Consider the following 24,679-nt stretch of genomic DNA (forward strand, 5'->3'; position numbering starts at 1 on the left):
TTCCAATGCCCTATTCAATTTTCAAGACATAGGTATGCTCTTTGTAAAGCTCATCAATATCAAAATGCTCTAAATCTTCTTTCCTTGAGACAATATAATGCCCTTCTCTTTGATAATAGCCTAAGGAATTTCCTGACTTATCTGTCAGACAGATTGTCTGCTGCTTAGTATCAACGCTGAAAGAAAACGGTATTTGACCTTTGGGTCGCCCGACAACTAAATAATCTTGACAAATCAGCTTGCCGCCCCACTTCTGATAGAGATGATTTGCTTGTTCTCCATCTCGGGTGAAGATGATCAAGGCCTCAACTTTCTTTTCATGCAGCTGCTCTCGAGCAGTTTGAAAGAGTTGACTGGCTATCCCTTGATTCTGAAAATCAGGATGGACAGCCAGATTAGCGAAGTAAGCTATCTTTTCTCCCGGATAATATGCATAAGAACGACTTGATTCTTCGGTGTAAATCCCAATATCTAGAAGCCCCACAACCTGATCATCTTCCACTGCTATAAGCTCAACCGAATCTTGGTAAGGCTCTTCAGTAAACTCATCCTTGCGACGGCTCATATCATCAAAGAAAGGCGAAAAGAGATAACTCAAAGCCTTTGTATAAACCCAACTTTTCTCATAAGTCGAATCATAGGTTTGTATTTTCATTTCTGGCCTCTTACTTAAAGATCACAATCGTTGCACCGCTGCCGCCAGCATTTTGCGGAGCATAGCCAAAGGACTTGACGTGCTTGTTGCGGCGGAGGTATTTTGTCACCCCTTCACGGATGACCCCGGTCCCGATACCGTGGATAATATCCACCTGAGCCATGTTATTGAGGAGGGCCTGATCGATAAAGGCATCAAGCTCTTCCATAGCCTCTTCATAGCGTTTGCCACGCAGATCCAGTCTGGCTTTCGGTCCAGCAGTATTGGCCCGCTTGACCACATTGACCTGCTTGCGCTTAGGTTGCTGCTCCTTTTCAGCCTTGAGTAAGTTGAATTCTTGCTCTTCTAGAGTCATCTTGATAAGACCGACCTGAGCTTCCCAACGGCCGTCCTTGAGCTGCTTGACCAAGGTTCCCCGCTGACCATAGCTGGTGACTAGGATATCATCTCCCACCTTGGGCGCCCGATTTTTCTTGGCCTGCTTGAGCACCTTATTCTTTGATAAATCAACCGTTTCTGGTGCCAACTTTTTAAGCTGAGTCTTGGCTTCAATAATCTCATGCGGTTTGAGACTGGACTTATCATGGAGATTTTTGAGAATGCTCTCACTCTCTGACAAAGCCAAATCAACGATTTCCTGGGCTTCCACCCGCGCCTTATTGAGCTCGGTTTCCTTTTCTCGGTTAAACTCATTATATAGCTTTTTGAGGGCTCGGTTAAATTTGAGATTTTCCTGCTCAACCTCGCGGATATTATCCAAGCGCTTGCGGCTTTCCAGCGTCTGTTCCTCTAGGCGCTCAATGATCCGATTGACATCGCTGTCTGTGTCAGTCTGCTCTTGGGCATGACCAACGATAACTTCCGCCAAGCCCAAACGCCGAGCGATTTCAAAGGCATTGGATCGTCCAGGCACTCCCTGCATAAAGCGATAGGTCGGCCTTAAACTATCTGTATCAAACTCCATGCTGGCATTTTCCACCCAGTCCGTCTCAATCCCATAGGCTTTGAGCTCAGGATAGTGGGTCGTCGCCATTGTTTTAATCTGCCTTAGCCGCAAATCTTCCAAGATAGCAATAGCCAGAGCTGCACCCTCTTGCGGATCAGTTCCAGCTCCCAGCTCATCCAGCAGAACCAGACTCTCGCTATCAACCTGCTCTAAAATAGAGACGATATTAGTCATGTGACTGGAGAAAGTCGACAAACTCTGCTCAATGGACTGCTCATCACCAATGTCTGCAAAAATCTGACTAAAAATCCCGACGCGACTCCCCTTGTCCGCCAGAATCGGCAGACCTGACTGGGCCATGATCTGAGCCAAACCCAAGGTCTTCAGCATGATGGTCTTACCACCCGTATTAGGTCCGGTAATAACAATCTCTGTCAAGTCTGGCCCGAAATGCAAATCATTAGCCACTGCATTTTCAATCAGGGGATGACGAACACTGAGCAGTTGGATATCCTGCTCTTCTGACAGGTCTGGCACCACCGCTCCCGTCTCTTGCATGAAGCGGACCTTGGCACGCACCAGATCCAGATGTCCGATAATCCAAGCATTGTTGGCAATTTCAGCTGCATGGGGACGGAATAGGTCTGATAATTCCTGCAAAATCCGCTGAATTTCATATCGTTCATCCGCCCGACTGCTGGCGATTTCTTCGTTGAGATTGACAACTGCTCTAGGCTCGATATAGACGGTATTGCCGCTGGCTGAAATATCGTGAACCACACCAGAAATGCGGTTACGATAGGTATTTTTCACAGGTAGCACATTGCGGCCATTCCGACTGGCCACTACCTGATCCGCCAGCATCTCTCCCTTGTTTTTGAGAATCTCCTGCAGGATTTCCCGCACCTGGTTTTCATTTTCTTGAATTTTTCGGCGGATGCGGCTCAAACTTTCGCTGGCAAAACTTTCGATAAATCCGCCATCATTCACAGCCTGCAGACTTCCTTGTAGCTTAGGGAAAACAGCTAGATTCTCAAACAGACGGTCCAGCTTTTCCAAGTGCACATTTTCCAAGTCCTCATAAAAGGACTCCAGCTCCTGAGTCACAGCCAAGACGCGCTTGAGGGCTAAAAACTCCTCAATATTCAAGTCGCTTTCCAGCTCCAAGCGCTTGGTCAAGGCAGTGATATCCTGAGTCGCAGCCAGACTAAAGTGGGGATGCTGCACAAAAATCTGCTGCATATCTGTCATTTCCAGAAAAGCTGAGGCCACCGTCTCCTTCTTGCTGGTAGGCAAAAGCAGACCCAGCTCCAGCTGCCCCTGCTCAGTCAAAAGATAGGGAGCAAAAAGTTCTTTAATCTTGCTAAATTCTAAGGTTTCTAAAATTTTTGTGTTCATAACTTTCTTTTCTAGTAAAAAAGAACTCAGCTAGCAGGCCAACTGAGTCGTCTTTTATCCGATAACTTGATTCACCCAGAGATCTTTGAGGATATTGGATGTGATAGGGGTATACTTGACAATAAAGCGAATCATGAAGCTGCTGTTGAGCCGCTCCTGAACCATCTCCATCGGCACCGTCGCTAAAATAGTCAGGCACATTCCCAAAACAAAAATAGAGATGCAAACAGCGATGGCTCCGCTGGTCACATTGTACCATTTGGTATCCAGCTTATTGGGGTAGGGAATCAGATTCGCAAAAATCCCGAAAAAGCGCCCAAGGATGTAGACAGCCGTAAAGATAATGAGATAGGCCAAACCAGCATAAAAAACCTGGTCCAACTGAAAAAGCTGGGAGCTAGGGAAAAAGTAGGTCGAAGAGCCCTGAATTGCGCTGGCATAAGGTACCCAAAGGCTGATAAACTTAGCCAAGCTCTTATAAAAAGATCCAGCCACCAGCATAGAAACCATGGTTGCAGCAGCATAATAGCCCTGCAGAACAATACCACGCGAGTAGCCAATATAAAAGCTCCAGGCCAATATTAGTAAAATAATAATAGAAAACATTATTTCTCCTCTATTTACCCGACTTTTCTCTCAGCTCACTGAGCATTTTGTGACGAAAATCTTCTAGTTCTTTTTCCTTGTCGTCAAACTCAATCTCGCGGCTGAGCTGGGTAGATAGACTATTGACCGCCAGCAAAATCGCCAGAACTTCATCATCTGCCGCAGGCATCTGCTCTTTGATAGCCTTGTATTTTTCCTTTGCTACCCGTTCCACTTCTTCCATAAAGAGATTATCGTGTTCTGTTGTTAGAGTTAAGGTCTTGTTTCCAAATGTAAATTTATATCGATTCAAATTTGCCATAAAATCACCTCATTGTATTATATCAAAAAAGAAGCCCTTTGTCAGTTATTAAAACACTTGGAACTAGACAGGGACTTTCTTTTTCATCTTTTTTGACATTGTAAACAGCGGTGCTCTCCTACAAAATTTTTGTAGGATTTTCAATCTTATGGCTTTCGACTTTTCCTTTTTATGGTACAATAGGGGGTATGGAAACTATCACCCTCAGTCCCAAACAGCAAGAAATTCAGGCTTTTGTTGAGAAATATCAGAGCCAGCTGGCTCCCAGCAAGAACCCGCATATTCAATATTTCTTCCGGCTGGATCAGGCGACGGTCAGTGTCTTTAGCTCCGGAAAAGTTCTCTTTCAAGGGGCAAAGGCTGCTCACTACGCTGGCTTTTTTGGCCATCAAGCAGACAAATCCAGTTCTAGTCCTGCTTCTCAGAATTTTGCCCTCATTGGGACAGATGAGGTCGGCAACGGCTCCTACTTTGGAGGTCTAGCCGTCGTAGCTTCTTTTGTCACTCCAAACCAGCACGACTTTCTGAGAAAACTGGGCGTTGGTGATTCTAAAACCTTGAACGATAGCAAGATTCGCCAACTAGCGACGGTCTTGAAAGAAAAGATTGCTCATCAAGCTCTGCTCCTATCGCCAGAGAAGTACAACGAAGTCATCGCTTCTGGCTACAACGCCGTCTCTGTCAAGGTAGCCTTACATAATCAAGCTATCTACCTACTGCTGCAGAAAGGCATCAATCCCGAAAAAATCGTCATCGATGCATTTACCAGCCAGCAAAACTACAATAAATACCTAAAGCAGGAAAAAAATCATTTTCCAAATCCAATAAGTCTGATTGAAAAGGCTGAAGGAAAGTTCCTAGCTGTTGCGGTCAGCTCTATTATTGCTAGAGATCTCTTTCTGGAAAATCTAGAAAATCTCAGTCAAGAGTTAGGCTATACCCTGCCTAGCGGAGCCGGAAGCAAGAGCGATCATGTTGCCAGCCAGATTCTTCAAGCCTATGGAATGGCCGGCCTGCAGCATTCTGCTAAACTCCACTTTAAAAATACTGAAAAAGCACAAAAACTTCTAGAAAGGTAACCTATGAAAAAATCAAATACTGCCGTTGTCATTCTCAAAGAATGGGGGCTCTTTATCATCTTTATCTCTATCATTATCCTATCACGGCTCTATCTCTGGTCCCCTGTAAAGGTAGATGGCCACTCTATGGACCCTACGCTGGCCAATGGGGAATACCTGCTTGTGCTTAAATATCAGTCTATTGACCGCTTTGATATCGTTGTCGCCACTGAAACAGATAAAGACGGAACGACCAAGGAGATTGTCAAGCGGGTTATCGGTATGCCGGGTGATACTATTCAGTATGAAAATGATACTCTTTACATCAACGGTAAAAAAACAGACGAGCCTTACCTGACAGACTACATCAAAAAATTCAAAGAAGACAAGCTCCAATCCACTTATACTGGGGATGATTATGATGACAATGGTGAGTTTTTCAGAAAACTCGCTGCCCAGGCTCAAGCTTTCACTGTTGATAGTGAAGGCAGCCCTGTCTTCACCATCAAGCTTCTGGATGATGAATACCTACTTCTGGGTGACGACCGGATTGTTTCCAAGGATAGTCGCCAAGTCGGTACCTTCCAAAAAGAACAAATCCAGGGCGAAGCCAAGTTCCGCTTCTGGCCACTGCTTCCTTTTAAGACCTATTAAGCATACCGAACTCAGTTGAACGTCAGCTGAGTTCGTTTTAAAAGAAGAACCTATAAACTATGGAATTTTACTTTTCAGGAACGATTGAACGGATTATTTTTGAAAATCCCAGCAACTTTTTCCGTATTCTGCTCTTAGATATTGAGGATACGGATGCCGAGGATTTTGAAGATTTTGAAATCATTGTCACCGGCTCCATGGCAGATGTCATGGAAGGCGAAGACTACAGCTTCTGGGGCAGTCTTGTCCAGCACCCCAAATATGGCCAACAGCTGAAAATCTCCCGCTATGAGCGAGCCAAACCCAGCAGTAAAGGCCTAGTAAAATACTTCTCCAGTGACCATTTCAAGGGCATCGGGGTCAAGACTGCTCAAAAAATCGTCCAACTCTACGGAGAAGATACCGAAGACACCATTGACAAGATTTTAGCAGAGCCGGAAAAGCTGACTCAGATAAACGGCTTAGCAGCTAAGAACCGCGAGGTCTTTGTCGCCAAGCTCAGACTCAACTACGGAACTGAGATGGTACTGGCCAAGCTAGCAGCCTACGGCATTCCCAATAAGCTGGCTTTTCAAATCCAGGATACCTACAAGGAAGAAACGCTGGATATTGTCGAAAAATATCCCTATCAGCTGGTAGAGGATATTCAGGGAATCGGCTTTAAAATCGCTGACCATCTGGCAAAAGAACTGGGCATCGAAAGTGATGCCCCTGAGCGTTTTCGGGCTGGCCTTATCCACACCTTGCTGACCCAGTCCATGGAGCGGGGAGATACCTATGTCGAAGCTCGTGATTTACTAGAGCATACCATCGAACTCTTAGAAAGCTCACGTCAAGTGGAGCTGGATCCTAGTCTAGTCGCTGATGAGCTGGCCCATCTGATTGAGGAAGATAAGGTCCAGAATGTCGATACTAAAATCTTTGAAAACAGCCTCTTCTTTGCTGAAGAAGGAATAAGGAGTAATCTAGTCCGTCTGCTGGAAAAAGGAGAGCAAGATTCTTTCGATCCAGATAAGATTACTACAGCTATCCAGCAAGTGGAGGAAAGCTCCGGCATCTCCTATGACAGTATCCAAAAAGAAGCCATCCGTCAGGCTATCAATCAAAAGGTCTTTATCCTAACCGGCGGACCGGGTACTGGAAAAACTACCGTTATCAACTGTATCATCGCAGTCTACGCCCAGCTTCGCGGTTTGGATCTGCGAAAGGTCAATGATCTGCCTATTCTGCTAGCGGCTCCCACTGGACGTGCTGCTCGGCGCATGAACGAATTGACTGGTCTTCCTAGCGCCACTATCCACCGCCATTTGGGAATGACTGGCGATGATGATACCAGTCATTTGGATGATTATCTGGATGCTGATTTTATCATTGTGGATGAATTTTCCATGGTGGACACTTGGCTGGCTAATCAGCTGCTCAGCAATATCTCCTCTCAGACCAAGCTCTTGATTGTCGGAGATGCGGACCAGCTGCCCTCTGTCAGTCCAGGTCAGGTACTGGCGGACTTGCTGCAGATACCAACTATTCCACAGACTAAGCTGGAAACCATCTATCGGCAGAGCGAAGAGTCCACAATCGTCACACTGGCCAGCCAGATTCAGAAGGGCATTCTACCAGCAGATTTTACAGACAAAAAAGCGGACCGCTCATATTTTGAAGCTAGAAATGAGCATATCCCACCTATGATTGAAAAAATCGCTAGCGCTGCCATTCGCAGCGGTATCCCAGCTCAAGATGTTCAGGTATTAGCACCTATGTATCGGGGGCCAGCCGGTATCGACCAGATTAACAATCTCATGCAAAATCTCATCAATCCTGTCGAGAAAGATGAATTGACCTTTGAAACTCCCGACTGTCAGTATCGCCAAGGAGACAGGGTTATTCACTTGGTCAATGATGCTGAAAGCAATGTCTTTAACGGTGACTTAGGCTATATCAGCGACCTGCTGCCTGCTAAGTACACTGACTCCAAGCAGGACGAGCTGACCATCAACTTTGACGGCAATGAAATCATCTACCCGCGCAGCGAATGGTACAAGATCCGCCTGGCCTACGCCATGAGTATCCACAAGTCTCAGGGCAGTGAATTTCCGGTGGTTATCTTGCCCATCACCAAGAGCAGTCACCGGATGCTGCAGCGCAACCTCATCTACACCGCTATCACCCGCGCCAAGAGCAAGTTGATCTTACTTGGGGAAAAAGTAGCCTTTGACTATGCAGCAAAAAACACTGGCACCGCCCGTAAAACCTATCTCATCGAGCGCTTTGGAGACCTCCCGCAAGCCGAAAGCAATATCCACAATCCTGTGGATAAAATGAAAGCACCTGTGGAAAACTATGTCCTGACTGAGGAAAACTTCCTGAAAATCGACCCCCTAATCGGCCTGACCGAGGAAGATATCCACAGTATATTCAGCACATAAATAAAAAGGCTGGGACAGAATTAAATTTTTTAGTTCTGTCCTATCGCCTTTTTTAATGCTTATTTTTCTGGCTAAAGAGCTGCAAGAGCTCATCATCAAAGATATCCATGCCGACCGAGGTCATCATAAACTGCAGAAAATGGAAGCGTTCTGGCAGTTTTTCAGGATCGCTTTCAAAAACGGCCCCATGCATCCAAAAATTCACCAGCAGCAGAAAAACTTCTGCAGCCTGGTCCGGATACTCGGTCTGAAGGGAGCCATCTGCCATCCCTTTTTTGATAATGTCACTGACCACAGAGGCGCCTATCCGCAGATTGTCCCGCATCATGGTCAAAATAAAGCCCGCGTCCTTCTCATACTCACCCAAAATGCCATCTATGGCCCGGGCTGTCTGACTTCCCAGATTAGACTTGAGGATGGTCTGCAGTTGCTCTCTGCCAGTCAGATTTTCCGTATCCTTGAGCCACTGCTTCATCTCTTCTTCCATCAGCTCCTGCCGGCTCCTCATCACCGCAAAGACAATCTCATCTTTTGACTTGAAATGATGATAGATAGCCCCCTTGGAGATGCCCGCCGTCTGAGCAATATCCTGCATACTGGTCTTTTCGGACCCCTTTTGGATAAAGAGCTGGGTTGCTGTATTTAAAATTTTTTCTCTCATGGCCTGGGATTTGTCTTTTCGCTGCGCCATTCTGTTCCCCTTTGTTTCTAATATAGCTTTATTCTACCAAAAAATTCGGGGAAATACAAAACCATAAAAATATCTTTAAGCCTTGTCTTGCTGATCCCTTTGATACCAAAGATAGATACTGTAAGCCGCCATCAAGATATAGCCTAGGAAAAAGAGGGGATTTTTCGTTCCCTTGCCTACAAAGATGCCTTCGCCAATAGTATTAATGAGCCCATGAAAGAGGACACAATAGAGGACAGACTGACTGGTCTTGTAAAGGGCTGCCAGCCAGAAACGGGCGAGCAGGCAGGCGGCAGTAAAGGCTAGAAAAGAAGTCCCTGCCTGACTGCTGCCGGGCATAAAGAAGAGGGGCAGATGCCAGACAGCCCAGATTAACCCAGTTGTTACAGTTGCTAAGGGAAAGGGCAGAAGCTTTTCCAGAGTCGGCTGCAGGAAGCCCTGCCAGCCAATCTCTTCATTGCCGCCTGTCAGAAGAGTCGTCATGAGAAAAAGCAGAGCAATCCTGAGGGGGCTAAAACCAGGCAGGAGCGGGCTCCAAAAGACTATGGAAAGGGTGTAAAGAATTGTAAAAATCAAGAGATGGACCCAAGTCCTTTTTCGGGCCGATCCGATAGAAGCCAAGAGCTCCTTGAACGATTTTCCTAAGACCAGTTTGGCTCCAATGGCCGGGCCAAAAACACCAGCGATGGTTAGGACCTGGGAAATAATAGGAATCCTCAGGAAAGCCGAAGCCAGCCAGGCAGACCAGCTGATACCAAAGGTCCAGGCCAGAAAGGGCAGGATATGCCTTGTCTCTGGCTCTACATGTGTTTGTGTTTTCATATGATTACTCCTTTTTCTTTGGAAGAAGAGCGATTGCCAAGATTTTTAGCCTGCATCTTTCTGAACTCCTTTCCGGTTGCCCTTCCAATACCACCAGCCGACCAGCAGGGCGGTCATGACCAGATTAGCAGCCTGGAAGCTGAGATACCTTCCGCCATTTGTAGCACTGCCGACAATCGTCGCCTGAGCAAAGTTAATGCAGCCGTGAAAGACCATGCAGGCAAAGACAGAGGCCGTCTGCTTGTAGAGAACCGCCTGACAGAAACAGAGCAAGATACCAAAGGAGAGATAGAAGGGCAAAGAAATCTGACTTTGACTCGTTCCCGGAATCAGCCAGAGGGGCAGATGCCAGGCCACCCAGACCAGAGCCGTGATGACAGTTGCCAGAGGGAAGGAGAATTTTTTCTCCAAAGCCGGCTGCAGGAGGCCCCGCCAGCCCAGCTCTTCGTTCCCGCCCCCAGCAAACGTGACAAAGGTCCAGCCCAGAGGAAACATCAGAACGGCATTCAGAGGCGGCAGGACTGGATTGGCGATAAAAAGGGTCAAAACCCGAACCAGACAGAAGGCCAGCATATAAATCCACCAGCCCTTAGCATGAGAAAAGATAAAGTCCAGCATCTTCTTAGGATGAGAAATTTTGAGGCTGATAAAAGTTCCCAAGGCCAGTCCGAAGCCCCCGATGAAATTGAGAGCAAGGCCCAAAGGCTCAGCCCCGCTGGTCAGCTTCAGGGCGGTTAAAATATACTGAAGCAGCCAGGCTCCCCAGGTAATGCCAAAAGTCCAGGCCAGAAAGGGCAGGATATGCCTTGTCTCTGGCTCTACATGTGTTTGTGTTTTCATTTGTGTTTTCATATGATTACTCCTTATCAAATGTAGAATAGTGAAAAGTCATCCGAAAACTGGACAAAGGCATCCTTTACTCTCAGTCTTTCAGATGATTTCCTGTTTTGAAACGCAGATTTTAAAATCCGACCATTCGGTTTGTTTTATTATAAAAAATAAAGACCTGCACCAAATAGAAAACATAGTCTTTTAGTCCTTGCCTAAAATAAAAAGCAAAGATAGACTAAATGATGCTAAAAGCTATGTCAACAACGTCTAGCTGCTGCCTGCTGCTTTTAGTTTCTAAGTTGTCCTGACTCTGATGCTTAAAACAGGTCATCTCTCTGCTACTTGCTCCTTTCTTTATTTTGCAATCGCCGAATTTGCCAGAGATTGGAGGCAAGGCTCAGACCGCCTACTGCCATAATACCTAGTCCTCGCCATGGGCTAAAGACAGAAGTCAGCAAGCCACCAGCAAGGGCAGCATATCCAGCTTTGACTCCCCACTTAGAATAGCGTATGCCATTCTCACCCTGTGACATCTTTTTCAGCTTTTCTGCATGCTGCTGCAAAAACTCTTTCTGACCTTCCAGCTGCCGATCCATCTCCTGATTCAACTTGAGGATGTGCTCGCTTGTTTTTTCTACTACAGATTTCTTCATTTCTGCTCCTTTCTTTTTAAAAACCGACCAGACGGTTTTTATTTTATAAACTCAGTATAACAGACACAAAAAACTTTGTCCAGTATTTTTTCAAAAAAGATTATTTTTAGTCAATGAAAATTATCAGACAACTTAGAAACTCGTCACAAGCAACTCTCTCATACTAAAAACTATATCTAAAAAAGCCCGGTAATGAACCAAGCCTTTATCTTTATTCAAACCCCGTCACTGTCAGTCCTAGCAGCCGGATACCTCGTGGTTGTTCTTCCAAGCTATCGTATATCTCATGCGCAGTTCGCTCGATTTGCTCCTTGTCTTGAGTGGCTAGAGCCAAACTTTTTCTTTTAGTCAAGGTTGAGAAATCGGCATAACGGATTTTCAGAACGATAGTTCGTCCTTTCTTGTCATGCTTAGTCAAGCTATTTTCTACCTTCTGAGCCAGCAGGGTCATCTCTTTCTTAATATCCTCCTCACTATAGAGCAGTTTGGCATAGGTCCGCTCCTTCCCAATCGACTTACGGATGCGATTGGACTTGACCGGACTATTGCTGATACCACGCGCTTTACGATAAAGATCAAAACCAAAGCGACCAAACTTATCAATCAGGGTCATTTCTGGTATCTTGAGCAGATCTCCACCAGTATAAACTCCCATTTCATGCAGTTTTTCAACGCTCTTCTTACCAACCCCATGAAACTTGGCAATATCCATAGGCGCCAGAAAGGCCTCTGCTTCCTCAGGCAGAATAACAGTCAGACCATGAGGCTTCTCATAGTCACTGGCAATCTTGGCCAGAAACTTATTATAAGAAACGCCTGCCGAAGCTGTCAGATGGAGTTCATTCCAGATATCATGCTGAATCAGCTTGGCTATTTTGACTGCGGATTTAATCCCAAGCTTGTTTTCCGTTACATCCAGATAAGCCTCGTCGATGCTCATTGGCTCAATCAAGTCCGTATAGCGTTTGAAAATTTCTCGGATCTGCAATCCGACCGCCTGATATTTTTCGTAATTCCCAGAGATAAAAATCCCCTGGGGGCAACGCTCATAGGCTTCTTTGGAGCTCATAGCCGAATGAACTCCGAACTTTCTGGCCTCATAATTGCAGGTAGAGACGACACCACGACCGCCAGTCAAGCGGGGATCGCTGCCGATAATGACCGGATGTCCCTTTAGCTTAGGATTATCCCGCTCTTCCACTGAAGCAAAAAAAGCATCCATATCAATGTGGATAATTTTCCGAGATGTATCGTTAATCAGTGGAAAAATTAGCATGCTCTCCTCCTTTCTCCTGCCATCAATCTCAGCTTACAGGCTTTCACAAAGTCAGCCCATTTTGCTCAAATAAATCTGAAACAGTTTTTCATTCTTGTAAAAAGTATTTTAAACGTGAGATTCTTAGTCAGTAATTTTTGTATGACATTTTAATTACTTTTATTATAACTTTTTTACCCATTTTTCCAAAATATTTGAAAAGAGTTATGTTTTTCAAATCTATAGTACACATCCGCGACTTTTTACTTTCTGTATTATAAAAGAAAGTCTTTCTTTCTGCCAAAAATGGTTTGTGAAACCGATTACCGTATGATATACTTTACTTATAAATGTAACAGTTTATGTTGCTAGAATAAAGAGGAAAATCAAATGGTTGTAAAAACAGTTGTTGAAGCTCAAGATATCTTTGACAAAGCTTGGGAAGGCTTCAAAGGTGAAGACTGGAAAGAGAAAGCAAGTGTTTCTCGCTTCGTTCAGGCTAACTACACACCTTATGATGGAGATGAAAGCTTCTTGGCAGGTCCTACTGAGCGCTCACTCCACATCAAGAAAATCGTAGAAGAAACAAAAGCTCACTACGAAGAAACTCGTTTCCCAATGGACACTCGTCCAGCATCTATCGCTGATATTGACGCAGGTTACATTGACAAGGACAACGAACTGATTTACGGTATCCAAAACGACGAACTCTTCAAATTGAACTTCATGCCAAAAGGCGGTATCCGCATGGCTGAAACTACTTTGAAAGAAAATGGATACGAACCAGATCCTGCTGTTCATGAAATCTTTACTAAATATGTTACTACAGTAAATGACGGTATCTTCCGTGCTTACACTTCTAACATCCGCCGTGCTCGTCACGCCCACACTGTAACTGGTCTTCCAGATGCTTACTCACGTGGACGTATCATCGGGGTTTACGCACGTCTTGCTCTTTATGGAGCTGACTACCTCATGGCTGAAAAAGTTCGCGACTGGAATGGTTTGACTGATATTGACGAAGAAACAATCCGTCTGCGCGAAGAAATCAACCTGCAATACCAAGCACTCGGTGAAGTTGTAAAATTGGGTGACCTTTACGGAGTAGATGTTCGCCGTCCTGCCTTTGATGTTAAAGAAGCTATCCAATGGACTAACATCGCCTTCATGGCTGTCTGCCGTGTCATCAATGGTGCTGCTACTTCTCTCGGACGTGTGCCTATCGTTCTTGACATCTACGCAGAACGTGACTTGGCTCGCGGTACTTACACTGAATCAGAAATCCAAGAATTTGTTGATGATTTCGTTATGAAACTTCGTACAGTGAAGTTTGCTCGTACGAAAGCTTACGACCAACTTTACTCTGGTGACCCAACCTTCATCACTACTTCTATGGCTGGTATGGGGAACGATGGCCGTCACCGTGTTACAAAGATGGACTACCGTTTCCTTAACACACTTGACAACATTGGGAACTCTCCAGAGCCAAACTTGACCGTTCTCTGGACTGACAAGCTTCCATACTCATTCCGTCGCTACTGTATGCACATGAGCCACAAGCACTCTTCTATCCAATACGAAGGTGTAACAACAATGGCTAAAGACGGCTACGGTGAAATGAGCTGTATCTCTTGCTGTGTGTCTCCACTTGACCCTGAAAACGAAGAACAACGCCACAACATCCAATACTTTGGTGCCCGTGTAAACGTGCTGAAAGCCCTTCTGACAGGTCTCAACGGTGGTTACGATGATGTTCATAAAGACTACAAGGTATTTGACATCGAGCCTATCCGTGACGAAGTTCTTGAATTTGAATCTGTTAAAGCGAACTTTGAAAAATCTCTGGACTGGTTGACTGACACTTACGTAGATGCCTTGAACATCATCCACTACATGACTGACAAGTACAACTACGAAGCTGTTCAAATGGCCTTCTTGCCAACTTACCAACGCGCTAACATGGGATTCGGTATCTGTGGATTTGCCAACACTGTTGATACCTTGTCTGCTATCAAGTATGCAACTGTTAAGCCAATCCGCGACGAAAACGGCTATATCTACGACTATGAAACAATCGGAGAATACCCACGTTGGGGTGAAGATGATCCTCGCTCAAACGAATTGGCTGAATGGTTGGTAGAAGCTTACACAACTCGTCTTCGCAGCCACAAACTTTACAAGAACGCTGAAGCAACAGTATCACTCTTGACTATCACATCTAATGTTGCTTACTCTAAACAAACTGGTAACTCACCAGTCCATAAAGGAGTGTACCTCAACGAAGATGGTAGCGTAAACTTGTCTAAATTGGAATTCTTCTCACCAGGTGCTAACCCATCTAACAAGGCAAAAGGTGGCTGGTTGCAAAACTTGAACTCACTTGCTAGCTTGGACTTCAGTTACGCAGCTGACGGTATCTCATTGACAACTCAAGTATCACCTCGTGCGCTTGGTAAGACTCACGACGAACAAGTAGACAACTTGGTTACTATCCTGGATGGCTACTTCGAAAACGGTGGTCAGCACGTTAACTTGAACGTAATGGACTTGAAGGATGTTTACGATAAGATTATGTCTGGCGAAGATGTTATCGTTCGTATCTCAGGTTACTGTGTAAACACTAAGTACTTGACTCCAGAGCAAAAGACTGAATTGACTCAACGTGTCTTCCACGAAGTACTTTCTATGGACGATGCTTTGAGCTAATAAACGACTAAGGACTTACAAACCATTTGAAAGAAGATTGGAAATCTCCAATCTTCTTTTTTATATCTATGAGTCCAAATGGCTGCCAACTTGATGATATTTTTAAGAGGCTTTATGGTATAATGGTTCTATTGCTATACTAGGAAAAGGACTGGGGAAATGACAGAGAAAGGTATCAGGGAAGAAGCCAAAGATTTCAATCTGGCGGTAGATGTCATCATGATGGCTGGGACACTGCTGCTGCAGAGCGGTTCCGAGACTTATCGGGTGGAAGACACCATGATTCGTATCGCTCATTCGCAAGGGATAATCGACTGCAATGCCTTAGCAATGCCTGTAGCTATTTTCTTTTCGATTGAAAATACAAATGTCTCACGGATGAAGCGCAATCTCAAGACCAACTACAACATTGAGAAAGTCTGCGATGTCAATCAGGTCTCCCGTCAGTTGGTAACAGGAGAAATCAGCCTTCAGGAGGCTTTTGATGAGCTAAATCGCCTCAAAGTGAAAGAGATGCCCTATAACAACAAGCAGTTGATTGCTGCCGCAACACTCAGTGCTCCCTTCTTCTCCATCATGTTTGGCGGAAACTTCTACGATGCTTTAGGCGCGGCCATTGCCACCTTCTTTGGCTTTGCCTTCTCTTTGTACGTTGACAAATATATCCGCATTCCTTTTGTGACAGCTTTTGCTGGAGCCTTTGTCTTCGGACTGCTGGCTCATATCTGGACACGCTATTCTGGTTTTAACTCCACAGATGATTTAATTATTGCAGGTTCTGTCATGCCTTTTGTGCCCGGCATTGCTCTGACCAACTCTGTGCGTGACATTATGACCAACCATATCAACTCTGGGATGAGCAAGCTTTTTGAATCGCTCCTCATCACTCTTGCTCTCGGTGCAGGTACCTCTGTTGCCCTCCTTATTATGAAATAAGCCTATGACAATCTTGACTTTCTTACTGCAAGCAGTTGCCAGCCTGCTGGCCATCATTACTTTTTTAATCGTTCTAAACGTCCAGCGCAGTATGCTAATTCCCGGAGGAGTGCTGGGCATGGCCATTTGGCTGCTCTATCTCCTGCTCAAAGGACCGACCAATGTCATCATAGCAACCTTTGTGGCTGCTATCCTTGGTTCCTGCATCAGCCAAATCCTCAGCATCATCTACAAAACGCCTGCTGTTGTTTTTATTTTGGCCATTCTAGCCCCCTTGGTCCCAGGCTATATTTCCTATCGGACGACTGCCTTCTTTGTCACTGGTGATTACAGCCAGGCCATGATTCACGCCACTCTGGTAGTCATTCTAGCCTTGGTCATCTCGATTGGCATGGCCAGCGGCACCGTCGTACTCAAGCTCTATCACTACTTGAAAAAGCGTCAAAGCAAACTCACAGCAAATAAACAGTAGAGCCATCTGCTGTTTTTATTTTGGAAAATACATCTTAAGCCTGATTTAGCTGAGATTAGATGTTTTTTGTAAGAGTTTTATTCCTAAGTATGGTAAAATAGTTTTCGGAATATACTAGAATAAAAGGATTTAAAGAGGTCTTATAATGACAATCGGAATCGACAAAATCGGTTTTGCGACCAGTAATTATGTCTTAAAATTAAATGATTTAGCGGCAGCCCGTGGGACTGACCCAGACAAGCTTAGCAAGGGGCTCTTGCTCAAGGAACTAAGCATTGCTCCTTTGACTGAGGATATTGTTACCTTGGGAGCGGCGGCAGCAGAACCCATCCTGACAATAGAGGACAAAGAAAAGATTGATATGGTCATCGTGGCTACTGAGTCAGGGATCGACCAGAGCAAGGCGGCAGCCGTTTTTGTCCACGGCCTTTTGGGCATCCAGCCTTTTGCCCGCAGCTTTGAAATCAAGGAAGCCTGCTATGGAGCTACTGCTGCACTGGACTATGCCAAGCTCCATATCGAAAAACATCCAGACAGCAAAGTTTTGGTGCTAGCTAGCGACATTGCCAAGTATGGCATTAACACACCTGGCGAGCCAACGCAGGGAGCGGGAGCCATTTCTATGCTGATTAGCAGCAATCCTCGTATCCTCGCTTTCAATGATGATAATGTAGCTCAGACACGCGATGTCATGGATTTTTGGCGCCCAAATTACTCGACAACGCCTTATGTCAACGGCCTCTATTCAACCCAGCAATATCTGGATAGCTTAAAGACAACTTGGACAGAGTACCAAAAACGCCACAAGCTGGCTCTCAAAGACTTTGAGGCCTACTGCTTCCACCTGCCTTATCCAAAACTGGCCCTTAAAGGCCTCAACAAAATTATGGATAAAAGCCTTCCTCAAGAGCAGCAAGACCAACTTAGAAAGAACTTTGAAGCCTCTATTCTCTACAGCCAAAAAGTTGGAAATATCTATACAGGCTCCCTCTTCCTAGGTCTTCTGTCTCTTTTAGAAAACTCTGACAACCTCAAGGCCGGCGATCGGATTGCTCTCTTTGGCTATGGCAGCGGAGCTGTCTCTGAAATCTTCAGTGCCAATTTGGTAGAGGGCTATGAAAAGCATCTATCCCAGACACGTCTAGAGGAATTAGACCAGCGTCAGGCTCTTTCCATCGCGGATTACGAGCGCATCTTTTTTGAAGAAGCTGAGCTGGATGCGGAAGGCAATGCCCGCTTCTCTGACTATGAAAACCAAAGCTTTGCTCTGGCAGAAATTGCAGAGCACCAGCGCAAGTACATCAAAGTTGAGAAATCATCATGAAAGTAAACTGGACTGGATTTTCTAAAAAAAATCCTGCTGAACGGCTGCAGATGCTGAAAGAAAAGGGACTTTTACAAGATGAACATTGGCAGCTGCTAGACAGTCAGCAGACTTTGCCTCTGGAAACGGCCAACCAGATGAGTGAAAATGTGCTGGCCACTCTAGCCCTGCCCTACTCTCTGGTGCCAGACTTTCTGGTGGATGGCAAAAGCTATCAAGTTCCATTTGTGACAGAAGAGCCATCTGTGGTAGCAGCGGCTAGCTTTGCGGCTAAAATTATCAAACGTTCAGGCGGATTTGAAACCGAGGTTCACAAACGCCAGATGATTGGGCAAATTGCCCTCTATCAGGTTGATAAGGCAGACCAAGCCATCAAAGATGTTCTCAGGAAAAAGAAAGAGTTGCTGGAACAGGCCAACCAAGCCTATCCATCGATTGTTGCTCGTGGTGGAGGTGCTAGAGATCTCTGGCTGGAGCCAAAGGATGACTTCCTCATTTTTTATCTTTCTGTGGATACACAGGAAGCCATGGGTGCCAATATGCTCAACACCATGCTGGAGGCCCTCACCCTTTCTCTGGAAGAGCTGACTGGCGGTAAAAGTCTGATGGCTATCCTATCAAACTATGCAACAGATAGTCTCGTAACAGCCCGCTGTGTCATCGGCTATCGCTTTCTCAGCCGGGATACGGCCGAGGCGGAACTTCTTGCGGATAAGTTTCAGCTGGCCAGCAAATTAGCCCAGGTTGACCCTTACCGGGCAGCTACCCACAATAAAGGTATCTTTAATGGTATTGATGCTTTGGTGCTGGCTACTGGAAATGACTGGAGGGCTGTAGAAGCCGGTGCCCATGCCTATGCCAGCCGAGAAGGAAGCTACCGCGGCCTCTCTACTTGGACGGCAGACCCAGACAAACGCCAGCTTCATGGTCAGATGACCCTGCCCATGCCCATTGCAACTAAAGGAGGTTCCATTGGCCTCAATCCCGCAGTGGCAGCCAGCTTTGACTTGCTGGGGCAGCCTCAGGCCAAGGAATTGGCTTCCCTCATCGTTTCAGTCGGATTGGCACAAAACTTCGCCGCCCTCAAAGCCCTAGTCAGCACTGGCATCCAAGCCGGTCATATGAAATTGCAAGCCAAATCTTTAGCATTGCAAGCTGGAGCCCAAGACGAAGAAATTGCTGCTGTAGCCAGTCGCTTAACAGCCAAGAAGACTTTCAATCTCGCTGCTGCTCAGGAAGTACTAGCAGACTTACGAAAACAGGACAAGTAAAAAGGCCTTGATGGCCTTTTTTGTATGTCTTTATGCTTTTTAGTCAATCTGTTCCTGAGCTTCTTTTAGCCGACCGTAGAGTAGATAGGGAACATTCTTTAATTCTTGCAAGTTTCGGCAGGACAGGGCGCACATGATGAGGCGCAGATCTGATTTCCAGCCTTCTACAATATCAATAACCTCTTCCACTGAGTGATTTTCCACCAAGTCCAGCATTGTACGAGAGAGGCCAACCGCCTTGGCTCCTAAAACAAGGGATTTGATCATATCCAAAGGATGACGGACACCTCCACTAGCCAAGAGATCGACCTCATCGCGCAATGGCTGAAGCACCAACAGGCTCTGCAGAGTAGATTGTCCCCAATCATTGAGGTAGTCACGATTACCACCCCGCTGATTTTCAATATAGGCAAAGCTAGTGCCACCCCGGCCGGAAATATCAAAAGTCTGAATCCCCAAGGAGCGCGCTTCTTCAACAGTAGAGCGATCCATGCCAAAGCCAACTTCTTTAAGAATTAGGGGAAGATCCAGTCGCTGACTATAATCAGTCAAGTGCTGGCGCCAAGAACGAAACTCCCGCTCACCCTCTGGCATCAGCAATTCCTGCATGAGATTGACATGGACCTGCAAAAAGAGGGGATGCAAATCTGCTACTGCCTGTTGGGCTGCTTGATAAGGCTTGTCCAAGCCGATATTGGTAGCCAGTAATAAATTAGGCCGACCAGCCGCCACCCGATAGGAAGGATCAGAAGGATTCTTCAAGGCTGCGCTGTAAGAACCAGTCACAAAAAGAAGGCCACAACTTTCAGCTACTTGAGCCAGTTTCTCATTGATTTGACCGCCTTTGTGGCTGCCGCCAGTCATGGCATTGATGTAAAAGGGAAACGCCCAATCACGGCCAGCAAAGTGAGTAGATAGGTCAATCTCTGCCAAATCGTACTTGGGCAGAGAACGGTGAATCAGCTCCATTTCATCAAAACTGTTGTAACCCAGACGCTGCTCTAAGGCGTATTTGATATGGTCATCCTTACGATTCTGGCTCATCATGGCCCATCCTTTCTCTGTATAATAGTTCAATGCCAGCTTCTTGCCAGGCTTGAATCAGTTGGTTGCTAGATGCAGCATCAAAGCTGAGAGCAATCCCGCAGTCGCCACCACCGGCACCACTGCTCTTAGCCACACAGTTCAGTCCCTCTGCCGCTTCTTTTAAGATTTTCAGCCTGTCTGTATAAATAGCTGGACTGAGTGTTTCTAAGAGCTGGCTAGCCTTTTCCAGACTAGACTGAATAGCAAGCTTATCTCCTGCTAATAAGGCTCTCTCCAAAGCATCAACCTGTGTCCTACTGCCTGTCAAAAAGGACTCTGAAATAGCTGACTTGACCTGATTGACCAAGTCCTTAGAAATCGCTGGCTGCTTGGTCCAGCCAACCAGAAAATCCATGGCTAAGCAAGGCTTAATACTACGAATTTCAAAACCCCAATCCTCTGCTAGTAATTGCTGTAAATAAACTTTGCCCATACGCTTGCGGACCAGCTCTCTATCAAAAGACCGGTAGTAAATCAGGTCTTCAAAAGCAATGCAGGCTAGATCTCCCATGGAGCCATTGTCTCCGCGCTTGAGGAGAACGTAAGAAGCCAGCTTAAAGAGTAGTTCTGGCTCTAAGTCTAGCTCATAAAGTGCTGCCATGGCCTTAATGGTCAGAATAACAACACTACCGCTGGAGCCAATCCCGAACTTCTTGCCGTCCCTTTCCATCTTGCCACTAATCTTCAGAGAAAAAGGCTGAAGTTGGTAGCCTAAGACCTGCAAATAATCATTCATAACTGCTACTGTCTCCTGAATCAAGGCATAATCAGGGTCTGGCTCTAGGCTAGCGCTGTGTTCAAACATATCTGATGTCAAGCGATAGGCAGGCGCTGCCTGTATTTCTCCCATCATATAGATAGGAATGGCCTTGATAATGGACGGCTGACCGGTCGTCAGCACTGCATATTCACCCGCCAGATAAAGCTTGCCGCAGGTTTGAACTCTTGCACTAGTCTTCATCTGACAAGTCCTTTGTTTTGGAGATGATAAGCCGGTAGTCTTTCTCAAATATAGCAACCAGATGGTCTAGGTCTTCCTCCAAGCAGAGGACCTTGACATTTGGCCCTGCGTCCATGGTAAAGTAGCAACGCTCGCCCTGGTCCCGCAGCTTTCTGACAGCATCCATAGCCTGGTAAGACTCCTCTGTCAGATAAGAAAACGGCGGATAAGCTTTCTCTGTCGTAGCATGCATCCGAAGAGCATTTTCTTCCGTCAGCTGACCAACCTTGGTGAAATCATTGTCCTGCAAATAGCCTAGCATGGCCTGATAATCCAAGGTAGACTGGGCAATCCAATCTGGGAAAATCGTGGAAGTTTTGGCACAGAGCTCCATACCGTCGCGGCTGGAAATGGGCTTTTTCTCATCGTGCAGAACCAGCATAATCATGGCTAGTTTCAAATCCGTCTTGACTGGATAAATGGCCCCACTGTCCTTATCCCAGGCCGCTAGCGGACCAAAGAAAGACCGAGCAGATGATCCTGAAGCAAACTTAGCCAGCTGGGCCAGCTCTTGCGTCTGATAGCCCGTCTGAAAATAAGCATTGCAGGCCTTGACTAGAGCAGATAGACCGCTGGAGCTGGAAGACAGCCCTGCTGCAGTTGGCATATTATTGCTGGTATCAACGCGGACAAAACCATCTTCTGGAGAGCGGAAACGGTCAATAATCTTACTGATTTTGGCATGTTCTGCCGGGCTTTGCAGCTGACCGTCAATATAAAACTCATCTCCAGTCGCTGAATCCGGCAAAGGACTCAGCTGCGTCTCGGTATACATATTTTCCAGTGTCAGCGAGATACTGCTGGTAGACGGAATCATCTTTTCTGCATCTTTCTTCCCCCAATATTTGACAATTGCAATATTGGCATAGGATTTGACACTTACAGGCTTTCGATCCATGTGTTAATGGCCCCTTTCTCTCTCAATAAGGCGGCTAAGGCCTCCGCCTGATTTCTTTCTCCTACAAGAGCAATGACACAGCCACCCAGACCACCGCCGCTCATTTTAGCTCCCAAAGCTCCGTTTTCAAGAGCTGCCGCTACTAGCTCATCTGCTTTCTGGCAAGAAACCCCTAGCTTGGCTAACTTCTCATGAGCCTTGGTCATAGCTTGTCCCATTGTCATCAGGTCCTTGATAGAAATGGCTTTCTCAAGGATTTTCGTTAAATTCCCTAATTCCTGCAGCAAAGGCAGAGCCTTTTGGCCCTGACTTTCTACAGCACGGATAGCTTCGCGGGTATGACCGTGAATGCCCGTATCTGCAATCACTAAAAAGGCATCCAGATCCAGCTCAATTTCGCTGAAACCGAAATTGCGGATAAACTTAATAGCTACATCGCTAAGGCAGGTCTTGGCATCGAGGCCGCTGGGATTCATATGGGCAATCATCTCTGCCCGATTGGCCAGAATCTCCAGTGTTTGGTCATCCAGTTCTTCCTCAAAGTAGTCAAAGACCGCCCGAATAGCTGCAATACTAACCGCGGCTGAAGACCCCATTCCCCTCTTCTCAGGGACCATGGACTCCACCTGACAGCGAATCTTAGACCCTTGCCGACCGAGATGTTCTAGACAGGCAAAAACAGCCATAGACAGCGTATCCTCGGCGTAGAGGGTCCAGGCCCGCTCAGACGGAAAGACCTGACAGGTCACTTCAATACGATTAAGAGGCAGGGAAATGGCCGGATAGCCGTAGACCACCGAATGCTCTCCCATTAAAATAATTTTACTGTGTGCCTTTCCGACACCGATTTCTTTTGTCATACTATTCTCTTGTCTGTAGATTCTCTCTATCTTATTTTAATATACTTTGGCAAAAAAAGCGATTTTTATTAAGAGAAAATCACTGGGGCTAGAGACCGATATTTATATAGGCAGACACGATAAAACTCCGGGGCTTGCAGCCGGAGTCTTTTAAAGTTCTCTTCTTATCAGGTCCATCAGCTGGTTACGGTCTAAGATCCATTGAGCCCGCTCGTCTTTTTCATAGGTCCGGTTGGATAGGAAAATAGCCGCCTTTTGCTCTTTACGATTATACATGATAAAGGTTCCTGTGTAGCCAGTGTGTTCCAGCCAGCAGCCCTCTAGATTCCAGGCTAGACTACGTCTTTTGCCTGGCTCCTTGGAAAAATTCTGGGTCAGATTGGCCGCAAAGTCATCCTGCAGATAATGTTCCAGAAATATTTGCAAATCCCTGAGAGTTGAAAATAAGCCAGCACTGCCAGCATGGATGCCCAGTACACGCGCCTTGGGATCATGAACCTGACCATCCTTGACACCACGAACGGTCGGCACAGCTCCTGGAACTGGCCCAAAACCTGTCTCAGTCAAACCCCAAGGCTGGAAAATCTGACTTTGAAAAATCTGATCCAATGCCTGACCATAGATTTCTTCCAACATAAAGCCCAAGAGCAGAAAATTCACGTCCGTATAGCGGAAGGTCTTACCTTCAAGCACCATCAAATGATTGAGCGCTGCTTTCAACTCAGGAGCTGCCAGCTGGTCACGATTGGGAATAAAGGGATCCAGCCCAGATGTGTGGGTCAAGAGCTGACGCAAGGTCACATCTTCTCGATGGAAGGCCGGATAATAATGCTGTAAGGGCAAATCCAGTTCCAGCTTGCCCTGCTCATACAAAAAGGCTGCCAGAGTACCAACTCCGACCACCTTGCTGACGCTAGCCAAGTCATAGACCAAACCCGCTTGAGTGGTCTTCCCTTCTTGCGGATCAGCTAGACCAAAGTAGAATTCCTGCCACTGGCCAACTTGATACAAGGCCAGACTAGCACCGGGATATATACCGTCTTTCAGCTGTTCTTTGATTTTATTGATGATTTTTTCTAGAGTCATGCTTCAAACCACAATTCAATCTTGCTCGAATCCTGACTCAGCAGGAACTTATCTGACTTGGGTACAAAGACCTCGTGTCCTTCAAAGATAGGACGCAGCGCAGCGGTTTCTAAACGATTGACCTGAGCTTTGAACATAGTCAAGTCCCAAGTTAGGGCATTGTCTGCCTGCAAGTCTTGACCCTCTGCTTCTATAAAGGTCAGAAAGTCCAGCGCATTTTCAATCTTGCTGTAAAATTCTTGGGCTTCATTGGCATTAGGTACACGAATTTCTACCGTCTCTATCTCAAATTGACTAAGACCGATGAAGTCCTCTTGCTTTTCAAATTCAGGAGCCGCCGTGACTGCTTGCAGATTTGCTCTATTCTCTTCTGCATGTAGGAGAACTAGGTCACCCTCTGGTGACAGAGCTTCAAAAGCATAGCCTTTCTCTCCTTGATACAGCTTTGTCCAAGCAGGCTGTTGAGCCAATAGAGACTCGATTTCTTTAGCATCTGCAACCTTGACAACGATTCTGGCTAATTTTTTAGGACCTTTGACTCGCCGCGACCGCATACTGGGTGATTCTTCCAGTTGCAGTTTCTCTGTCTTGGTCTGATCTCCTAAAGACAGAAAAGCAGCTTCCTCTAAAAGAGCCTTCATGCCCAGCTGATTTACAAAAAACTCTTGATTTAAATGACGATTATTTATCTTTAATACAGGGATAATTCTAATAATATGATTCGCGCTCATAATTCCTCCAAAC

General features: G+C 46.0%; 23 protein-coding genes. 8 read left to right on the forward strand and 15 right to left on the reverse strand.

What is annotated here, in order from left to right; translation table 11 throughout:
- Positions 1-10: 10 nt before the first annotated feature.
- Genes J1C91_RS09920 through J1C91_RS09935 form a run of 4 tightly spaced genes read right to left on the reverse strand, consistent with a single transcriptional unit; the run spans position 11 to position 3,906 of the window.
- On the reverse strand, positions 11-655 hold the full coding sequence (locus tag J1C91_RS09920; protein ID WP_002910682.1) for a GNAT family N-acetyltransferase: 645 nt from the start codon (positions 653-655) through the stop codon (positions 11-13).
- A gap of 10 nt (positions 656-665) precedes the next feature.
- Positions 666-2,999 (reverse strand): endonuclease MutS2, encoded by a 2,334-nt coding sequence (locus J1C91_RS09925; protein ID WP_002910683.1) that lies wholly within the window; start codon positions 2,997-2,999, stop codon positions 666-668.
- A 54-nt stretch (positions 3,000-3,053) separates the two neighbouring features.
- Positions 3,054-3,605 carry a CvpA family protein gene (locus tag J1C91_RS09930; protein ID WP_125438451.1) on the reverse strand — a complete coding sequence of 184 codons (552 nt, stop codon included), beginning with the start codon at positions 3,603-3,605 and terminating at the stop codon, positions 3,054-3,056.
- A 10-nt stretch (positions 3,606-3,615) separates the two neighbouring features.
- Complete coding sequence (locus J1C91_RS09935; protein WP_002919703.1) at positions 3,616-3,906, reverse strand: hypothetical protein; 291 nt, start codon at positions 3,904-3,906, stop codon at positions 3,616-3,618.
- 188 nt (positions 3,907-4,094) lie between these two features.
- On the opposite strand from J1C91_RS09935, the gene rnhC reads away from it, so the two are divergent.
- From rnhC to recD2, 3 genes are read left to right on the forward strand one after another with little or no spacing between them, the layout of a single operon-like run.
- Positions 4,095-4,985 carry a ribonuclease HIII gene (gene rnhC, locus J1C91_RS09940; RefSeq protein WP_185761314.1) on the forward strand — a complete coding sequence of 297 codons (891 nt, stop codon included), beginning with the start codon at positions 4,095-4,097 and terminating at the stop codon, positions 4,983-4,985.
- A 3-nt stretch (positions 4,986-4,988) separates the two neighbouring features.
- A complete protein-coding gene (gene lepB, locus J1C91_RS09945; protein WP_125438457.1) occupies positions 4,989-5,618 on the forward strand; it encodes a signal peptidase I in 630 nt (209 codons plus the stop codon).
- A 59-nt stretch (positions 5,619-5,677) separates the two neighbouring features.
- Positions 5,678-8,044, forward strand: a complete 2,367-nt coding sequence (gene recD2 / locus J1C91_RS09950) for an SF1B family DNA helicase RecD2 (RefSeq protein ID WP_125438460.1) — start codon at positions 5,678-5,680, stop codon at positions 8,042-8,044.
- 52 nt (positions 8,045-8,096) lie between these two features.
- Here recD2 and J1C91_RS09955 read toward each other — a convergent pair whose 3' ends face one another.
- The 5 genes from J1C91_RS09955 to dinB all read right to left on the reverse strand — a co-directional run bounded on the left by J1C91_RS09955 (position 8,097) and on the right by dinB (position 12,317).
- Positions 8,097-8,735: a TetR/AcrR family transcriptional regulator gene (locus J1C91_RS09955; RefSeq protein ID WP_002926785.1), complete on the reverse strand. Its 639-nt coding sequence runs from the start codon at positions 8,733-8,735 to the stop codon at positions 8,097-8,099.
- Between the two features lie 75 nt (positions 8,736-8,810).
- On the reverse strand, positions 8,811-9,557 hold the full coding sequence (locus J1C91_RS09960; RefSeq protein WP_125438463.1) for a CPBP family intramembrane glutamic endopeptidase: 747 nt from the start codon (positions 9,555-9,557) through the stop codon (positions 8,811-8,813).
- A gap of 45 nt (positions 9,558-9,602) precedes the next feature.
- The gene (locus J1C91_RS09965) at positions 9,603-10,397 is read right to left on the reverse strand and encodes a CPBP family intramembrane glutamic endopeptidase (RefSeq protein WP_032912648.1); all 795 of its coding nucleotides are present in this window, start codon (positions 10,395-10,397) and stop codon (positions 9,603-9,605) included.
- 329 nt (positions 10,398-10,726) lie between these two features.
- Positions 10,727-11,041: a hypothetical protein gene (locus J1C91_RS09970; RefSeq protein WP_002910691.1), complete on the reverse strand. Its 315-nt coding sequence runs from the start codon at positions 11,039-11,041 to the stop codon at positions 10,727-10,729.
- Between the two features lie 211 nt (positions 11,042-11,252).
- Positions 11,253-12,317 carry a DNA polymerase IV gene (dinB, locus tag J1C91_RS09975; RefSeq protein WP_125438466.1) on the reverse strand — a complete coding sequence of 355 codons (1,065 nt, stop codon included), beginning with the start codon at positions 12,315-12,317 and terminating at the stop codon, positions 11,253-11,255.
- Positions 12,318-12,686: 369 nt separating this feature from the next.
- Here dinB and pflB point away from each other — a divergent pair, with 369 nt between their 5' ends.
- The 5 genes from pflB (at position 12,687) to J1C91_RS10000 (ending at position 19,005) form a co-directional block, all read left to right on the forward strand.
- Positions 12,687-15,002: a formate C-acetyltransferase gene (gene pflB / locus J1C91_RS09980; RefSeq protein WP_002896602.1), complete on the forward strand. Its 2,316-nt coding sequence runs from the start codon at positions 12,687-12,689 to the stop codon at positions 15,000-15,002.
- 159 nt (positions 15,003-15,161) lie between these two features.
- Positions 15,162-15,938 (forward strand): threonine/serine exporter family protein, encoded by a 777-nt coding sequence (locus J1C91_RS09985; protein WP_002910694.1) that lies wholly within the window; start codon positions 15,162-15,164, stop codon positions 15,936-15,938.
- Between the two features lie 4 nt (positions 15,939-15,942).
- Positions 15,943-16,410 (forward strand): threonine/serine exporter family protein, encoded by a 468-nt coding sequence (locus J1C91_RS09990; RefSeq protein WP_002910695.1) that lies wholly within the window; start codon positions 15,943-15,945, stop codon positions 16,408-16,410.
- 145 nt (positions 16,411-16,555) lie between these two features.
- On the forward strand, positions 16,556-17,734 hold the full coding sequence (locus tag J1C91_RS09995; protein ID WP_002910696.1) for a hydroxymethylglutaryl-CoA synthase: 1,179 nt from the start codon (positions 16,556-16,558) through the stop codon (positions 17,732-17,734).
- Positions 17,731-19,005, forward strand: coding sequence for a hydroxymethylglutaryl-CoA reductase, degradative (locus J1C91_RS10000; protein WP_125438469.1), 1,275 nt, complete (start codon positions 17,731-17,733; stop codon positions 19,003-19,005). Before J1C91_RS09995 ends, J1C91_RS10000 begins: the two co-directional genes overlap by 4 nt.
- Positions 19,006-19,044: 39 nt before the next feature.
- Here the strand turns inward: J1C91_RS10000 and fni are convergent, their stop codons facing one another.
- The 6 genes from fni to J1C91_RS10030 form a co-directional block, all read right to left on the reverse strand.
- Positions 19,045-20,052 carry a type 2 isopentenyl-diphosphate Delta-isomerase gene (fni, locus tag J1C91_RS10005; RefSeq protein WP_125438562.1) on the reverse strand — a complete coding sequence of 336 codons (1,008 nt, stop codon included), beginning with the start codon at positions 20,050-20,052 and terminating at the stop codon, positions 19,045-19,047.
- Complete coding sequence (locus tag J1C91_RS10010) at positions 20,033-21,052, reverse strand: phosphomevalonate kinase (protein ID WP_125438472.1); 1,020 nt, start codon at positions 21,050-21,052, stop codon at positions 20,033-20,035. Before J1C91_RS10010 ends, fni begins: the two co-directional genes overlap by 20 nt.
- On the reverse strand, positions 21,042-21,989 hold the full coding sequence (mvaD, locus tag J1C91_RS10015) for a diphosphomevalonate decarboxylase (protein WP_125438475.1): 948 nt from the start codon (positions 21,987-21,989) through the stop codon (positions 21,042-21,044). Before mvaD ends, J1C91_RS10010 begins: the two co-directional genes overlap by 11 nt.
- A complete protein-coding gene (gene mvk, locus J1C91_RS10020) occupies positions 21,971-22,849 on the reverse strand; it encodes a mevalonate kinase (RefSeq protein WP_002910702.1) in 879 nt (292 codons plus the stop codon). The genes mvaD and mvk overlap by 19 nt, the downstream gene beginning before the upstream one ends.
- Before the next feature lie 150 nt (positions 22,850-22,999).
- Positions 23,000-23,935 carry a serine hydrolase domain-containing protein gene (locus J1C91_RS10025; protein ID WP_002910703.1) on the reverse strand — a complete coding sequence of 312 codons (936 nt, stop codon included), beginning with the start codon at positions 23,933-23,935 and terminating at the stop codon, positions 23,000-23,002.
- On the reverse strand, positions 23,932-24,666 hold the full coding sequence (locus J1C91_RS10030; protein WP_002910704.1) for a CppA N-terminal domain-containing protein: 735 nt from the start codon (positions 24,664-24,666) through the stop codon (positions 23,932-23,934). Before J1C91_RS10030 ends, J1C91_RS10025 begins: the two co-directional genes overlap by 4 nt.
- Between the last annotated feature and the right edge of the window lie 13 nt (positions 24,667-24,679).

This window comes from Streptococcus sanguinis (assembly GCF_050222175.1).
In the GTDB taxonomy this organism is placed as follows: domain Bacteria; phylum Bacillota; class Bacilli; order Lactobacillales; family Streptococcaceae; genus Streptococcus; species Streptococcus sanguinis_M.

What these genes read in the sequence shown, in the direction of transcription:
- J1C91_RS10030 (WP_002910704.1), bottom strand. Translation starts at nt 24,666, where the DNA reads ATGAGCGCGAATCATATTATTAGAATTATCCCTGTATTAAAGATAAAT.
- mvk (WP_002910702.1), bottom strand. Translation starts at nt 22,849, where the DNA reads ATGACAAAAGAAATCGGTGTCGGAAAGGCACACAGTAAAATTATTTTA.
- rnhC (WP_185761314.1), top strand. Translation starts at nt 4,095, where the DNA reads ATGGAAACTATCACCCTCAGTCCCAAACAGCAAGAAATTCAGGCTTTT.
- lepB (WP_125438457.1), top strand. Translation starts at nt 4,989, where the DNA reads ATGAAAAAATCAAATACTGCCGTTGTCATTCTCAAAGAATGGGGGCTC.
- mvaD (WP_125438475.1), bottom strand. Translation starts at nt 21,989, where the DNA reads ATGGATCGAAAGCCTGTAAGTGTCAAATCCTATGCCAATATTGCAATT.
- dinB (WP_125438466.1), bottom strand. Translation starts at nt 12,317, where the DNA reads ATGCTAATTTTTCCACTGATTAACGATACATCTCGGAAAATTATCCAC.
- J1C91_RS09930 (WP_125438451.1), bottom strand. Translation starts at nt 3,605, where the DNA reads ATGTTTTCTATTATTATTTTACTAATATTGGCCTGGAGCTTTTATATT.
- pflB (WP_002896602.1), top strand. Translation starts at nt 12,687, where the DNA reads ATGGTTGTAAAAACAGTTGTTGAAGCTCAAGATATCTTTGACAAAGCT.
- J1C91_RS09970 (WP_002910691.1), bottom strand. Translation starts at nt 11,041, where the DNA reads ATGAAGAAATCTGTAGTAGAAAAAACAAGCGAGCACATCCTCAAGTTG.
- J1C91_RS09960 (WP_125438463.1), bottom strand. Translation starts at nt 9,557, where the DNA reads ATGAAAACACAAACACATGTAGAGCCAGAGACAAGGCATATCCTGCCC.
- J1C91_RS09955 (WP_002926785.1), bottom strand. Translation starts at nt 8,735, where the DNA reads ATGGCGCAGCGAAAAGACAAATCCCAGGCCATGAGAGAAAAAATTTTA.
- J1C91_RS09990 (WP_002910695.1), top strand. Translation starts at nt 15,943, where the DNA reads ATGACAATCTTGACTTTCTTACTGCAAGCAGTTGCCAGCCTGCTGGCC.
- J1C91_RS10000 (WP_125438469.1), top strand. Translation starts at nt 17,731, where the DNA reads ATGAAAGTAAACTGGACTGGATTTTCTAAAAAAAATCCTGCTGAACGG.
- J1C91_RS09935 (WP_002919703.1), bottom strand. Translation starts at nt 3,906, where the DNA reads ATGGCAAATTTGAATCGATATAAATTTACATTTGGAAACAAGACCTTA.
- J1C91_RS09920 (WP_002910682.1), bottom strand. Translation starts at nt 655, where the DNA reads ATGAAAATACAAACCTATGATTCGACTTATGAGAAAAGTTGGGTTTAT.
- recD2 (WP_125438460.1), top strand. Translation starts at nt 5,678, where the DNA reads ATGGAATTTTACTTTTCAGGAACGATTGAACGGATTATTTTTGAAAAT.
- J1C91_RS09995 (WP_002910696.1), top strand. Translation starts at nt 16,556, where the DNA reads ATGACAATCGGAATCGACAAAATCGGTTTTGCGACCAGTAATTATGTC.
- J1C91_RS10010 (WP_125438472.1), bottom strand. Translation starts at nt 21,052, where the DNA reads ATGAAGACTAGTGCAAGAGTTCAAACCTGCGGCAAGCTTTATCTGGCG.
- J1C91_RS10025 (WP_002910703.1), bottom strand. Translation starts at nt 23,935, where the DNA reads ATGACTCTAGAAAAAATCATCAATAAAATCAAAGAACAGCTGAAAGAC.
- fni (WP_125438562.1), bottom strand. Translation starts at nt 20,052, where the DNA reads ATGATGAGCCAGAATCGTAAGGATGACCATATCAAATACGCCTTAGAG.
- J1C91_RS09925 (WP_002910683.1), bottom strand. Translation starts at nt 2,999, where the DNA reads ATGAACACAAAAATTTTAGAAACCTTAGAATTTAGCAAGATTAAAGAA.
- J1C91_RS09965 (WP_032912648.1), bottom strand. Translation starts at nt 10,397, where the DNA reads ATGAAAACACAAACACATGTAGAGCCAGAGACAAGGCATATCCTGCCC.
- J1C91_RS09985 (WP_002910694.1), top strand. Translation starts at nt 15,162, where the DNA reads ATGACAGAGAAAGGTATCAGGGAAGAAGCCAAAGATTTCAATCTGGCG.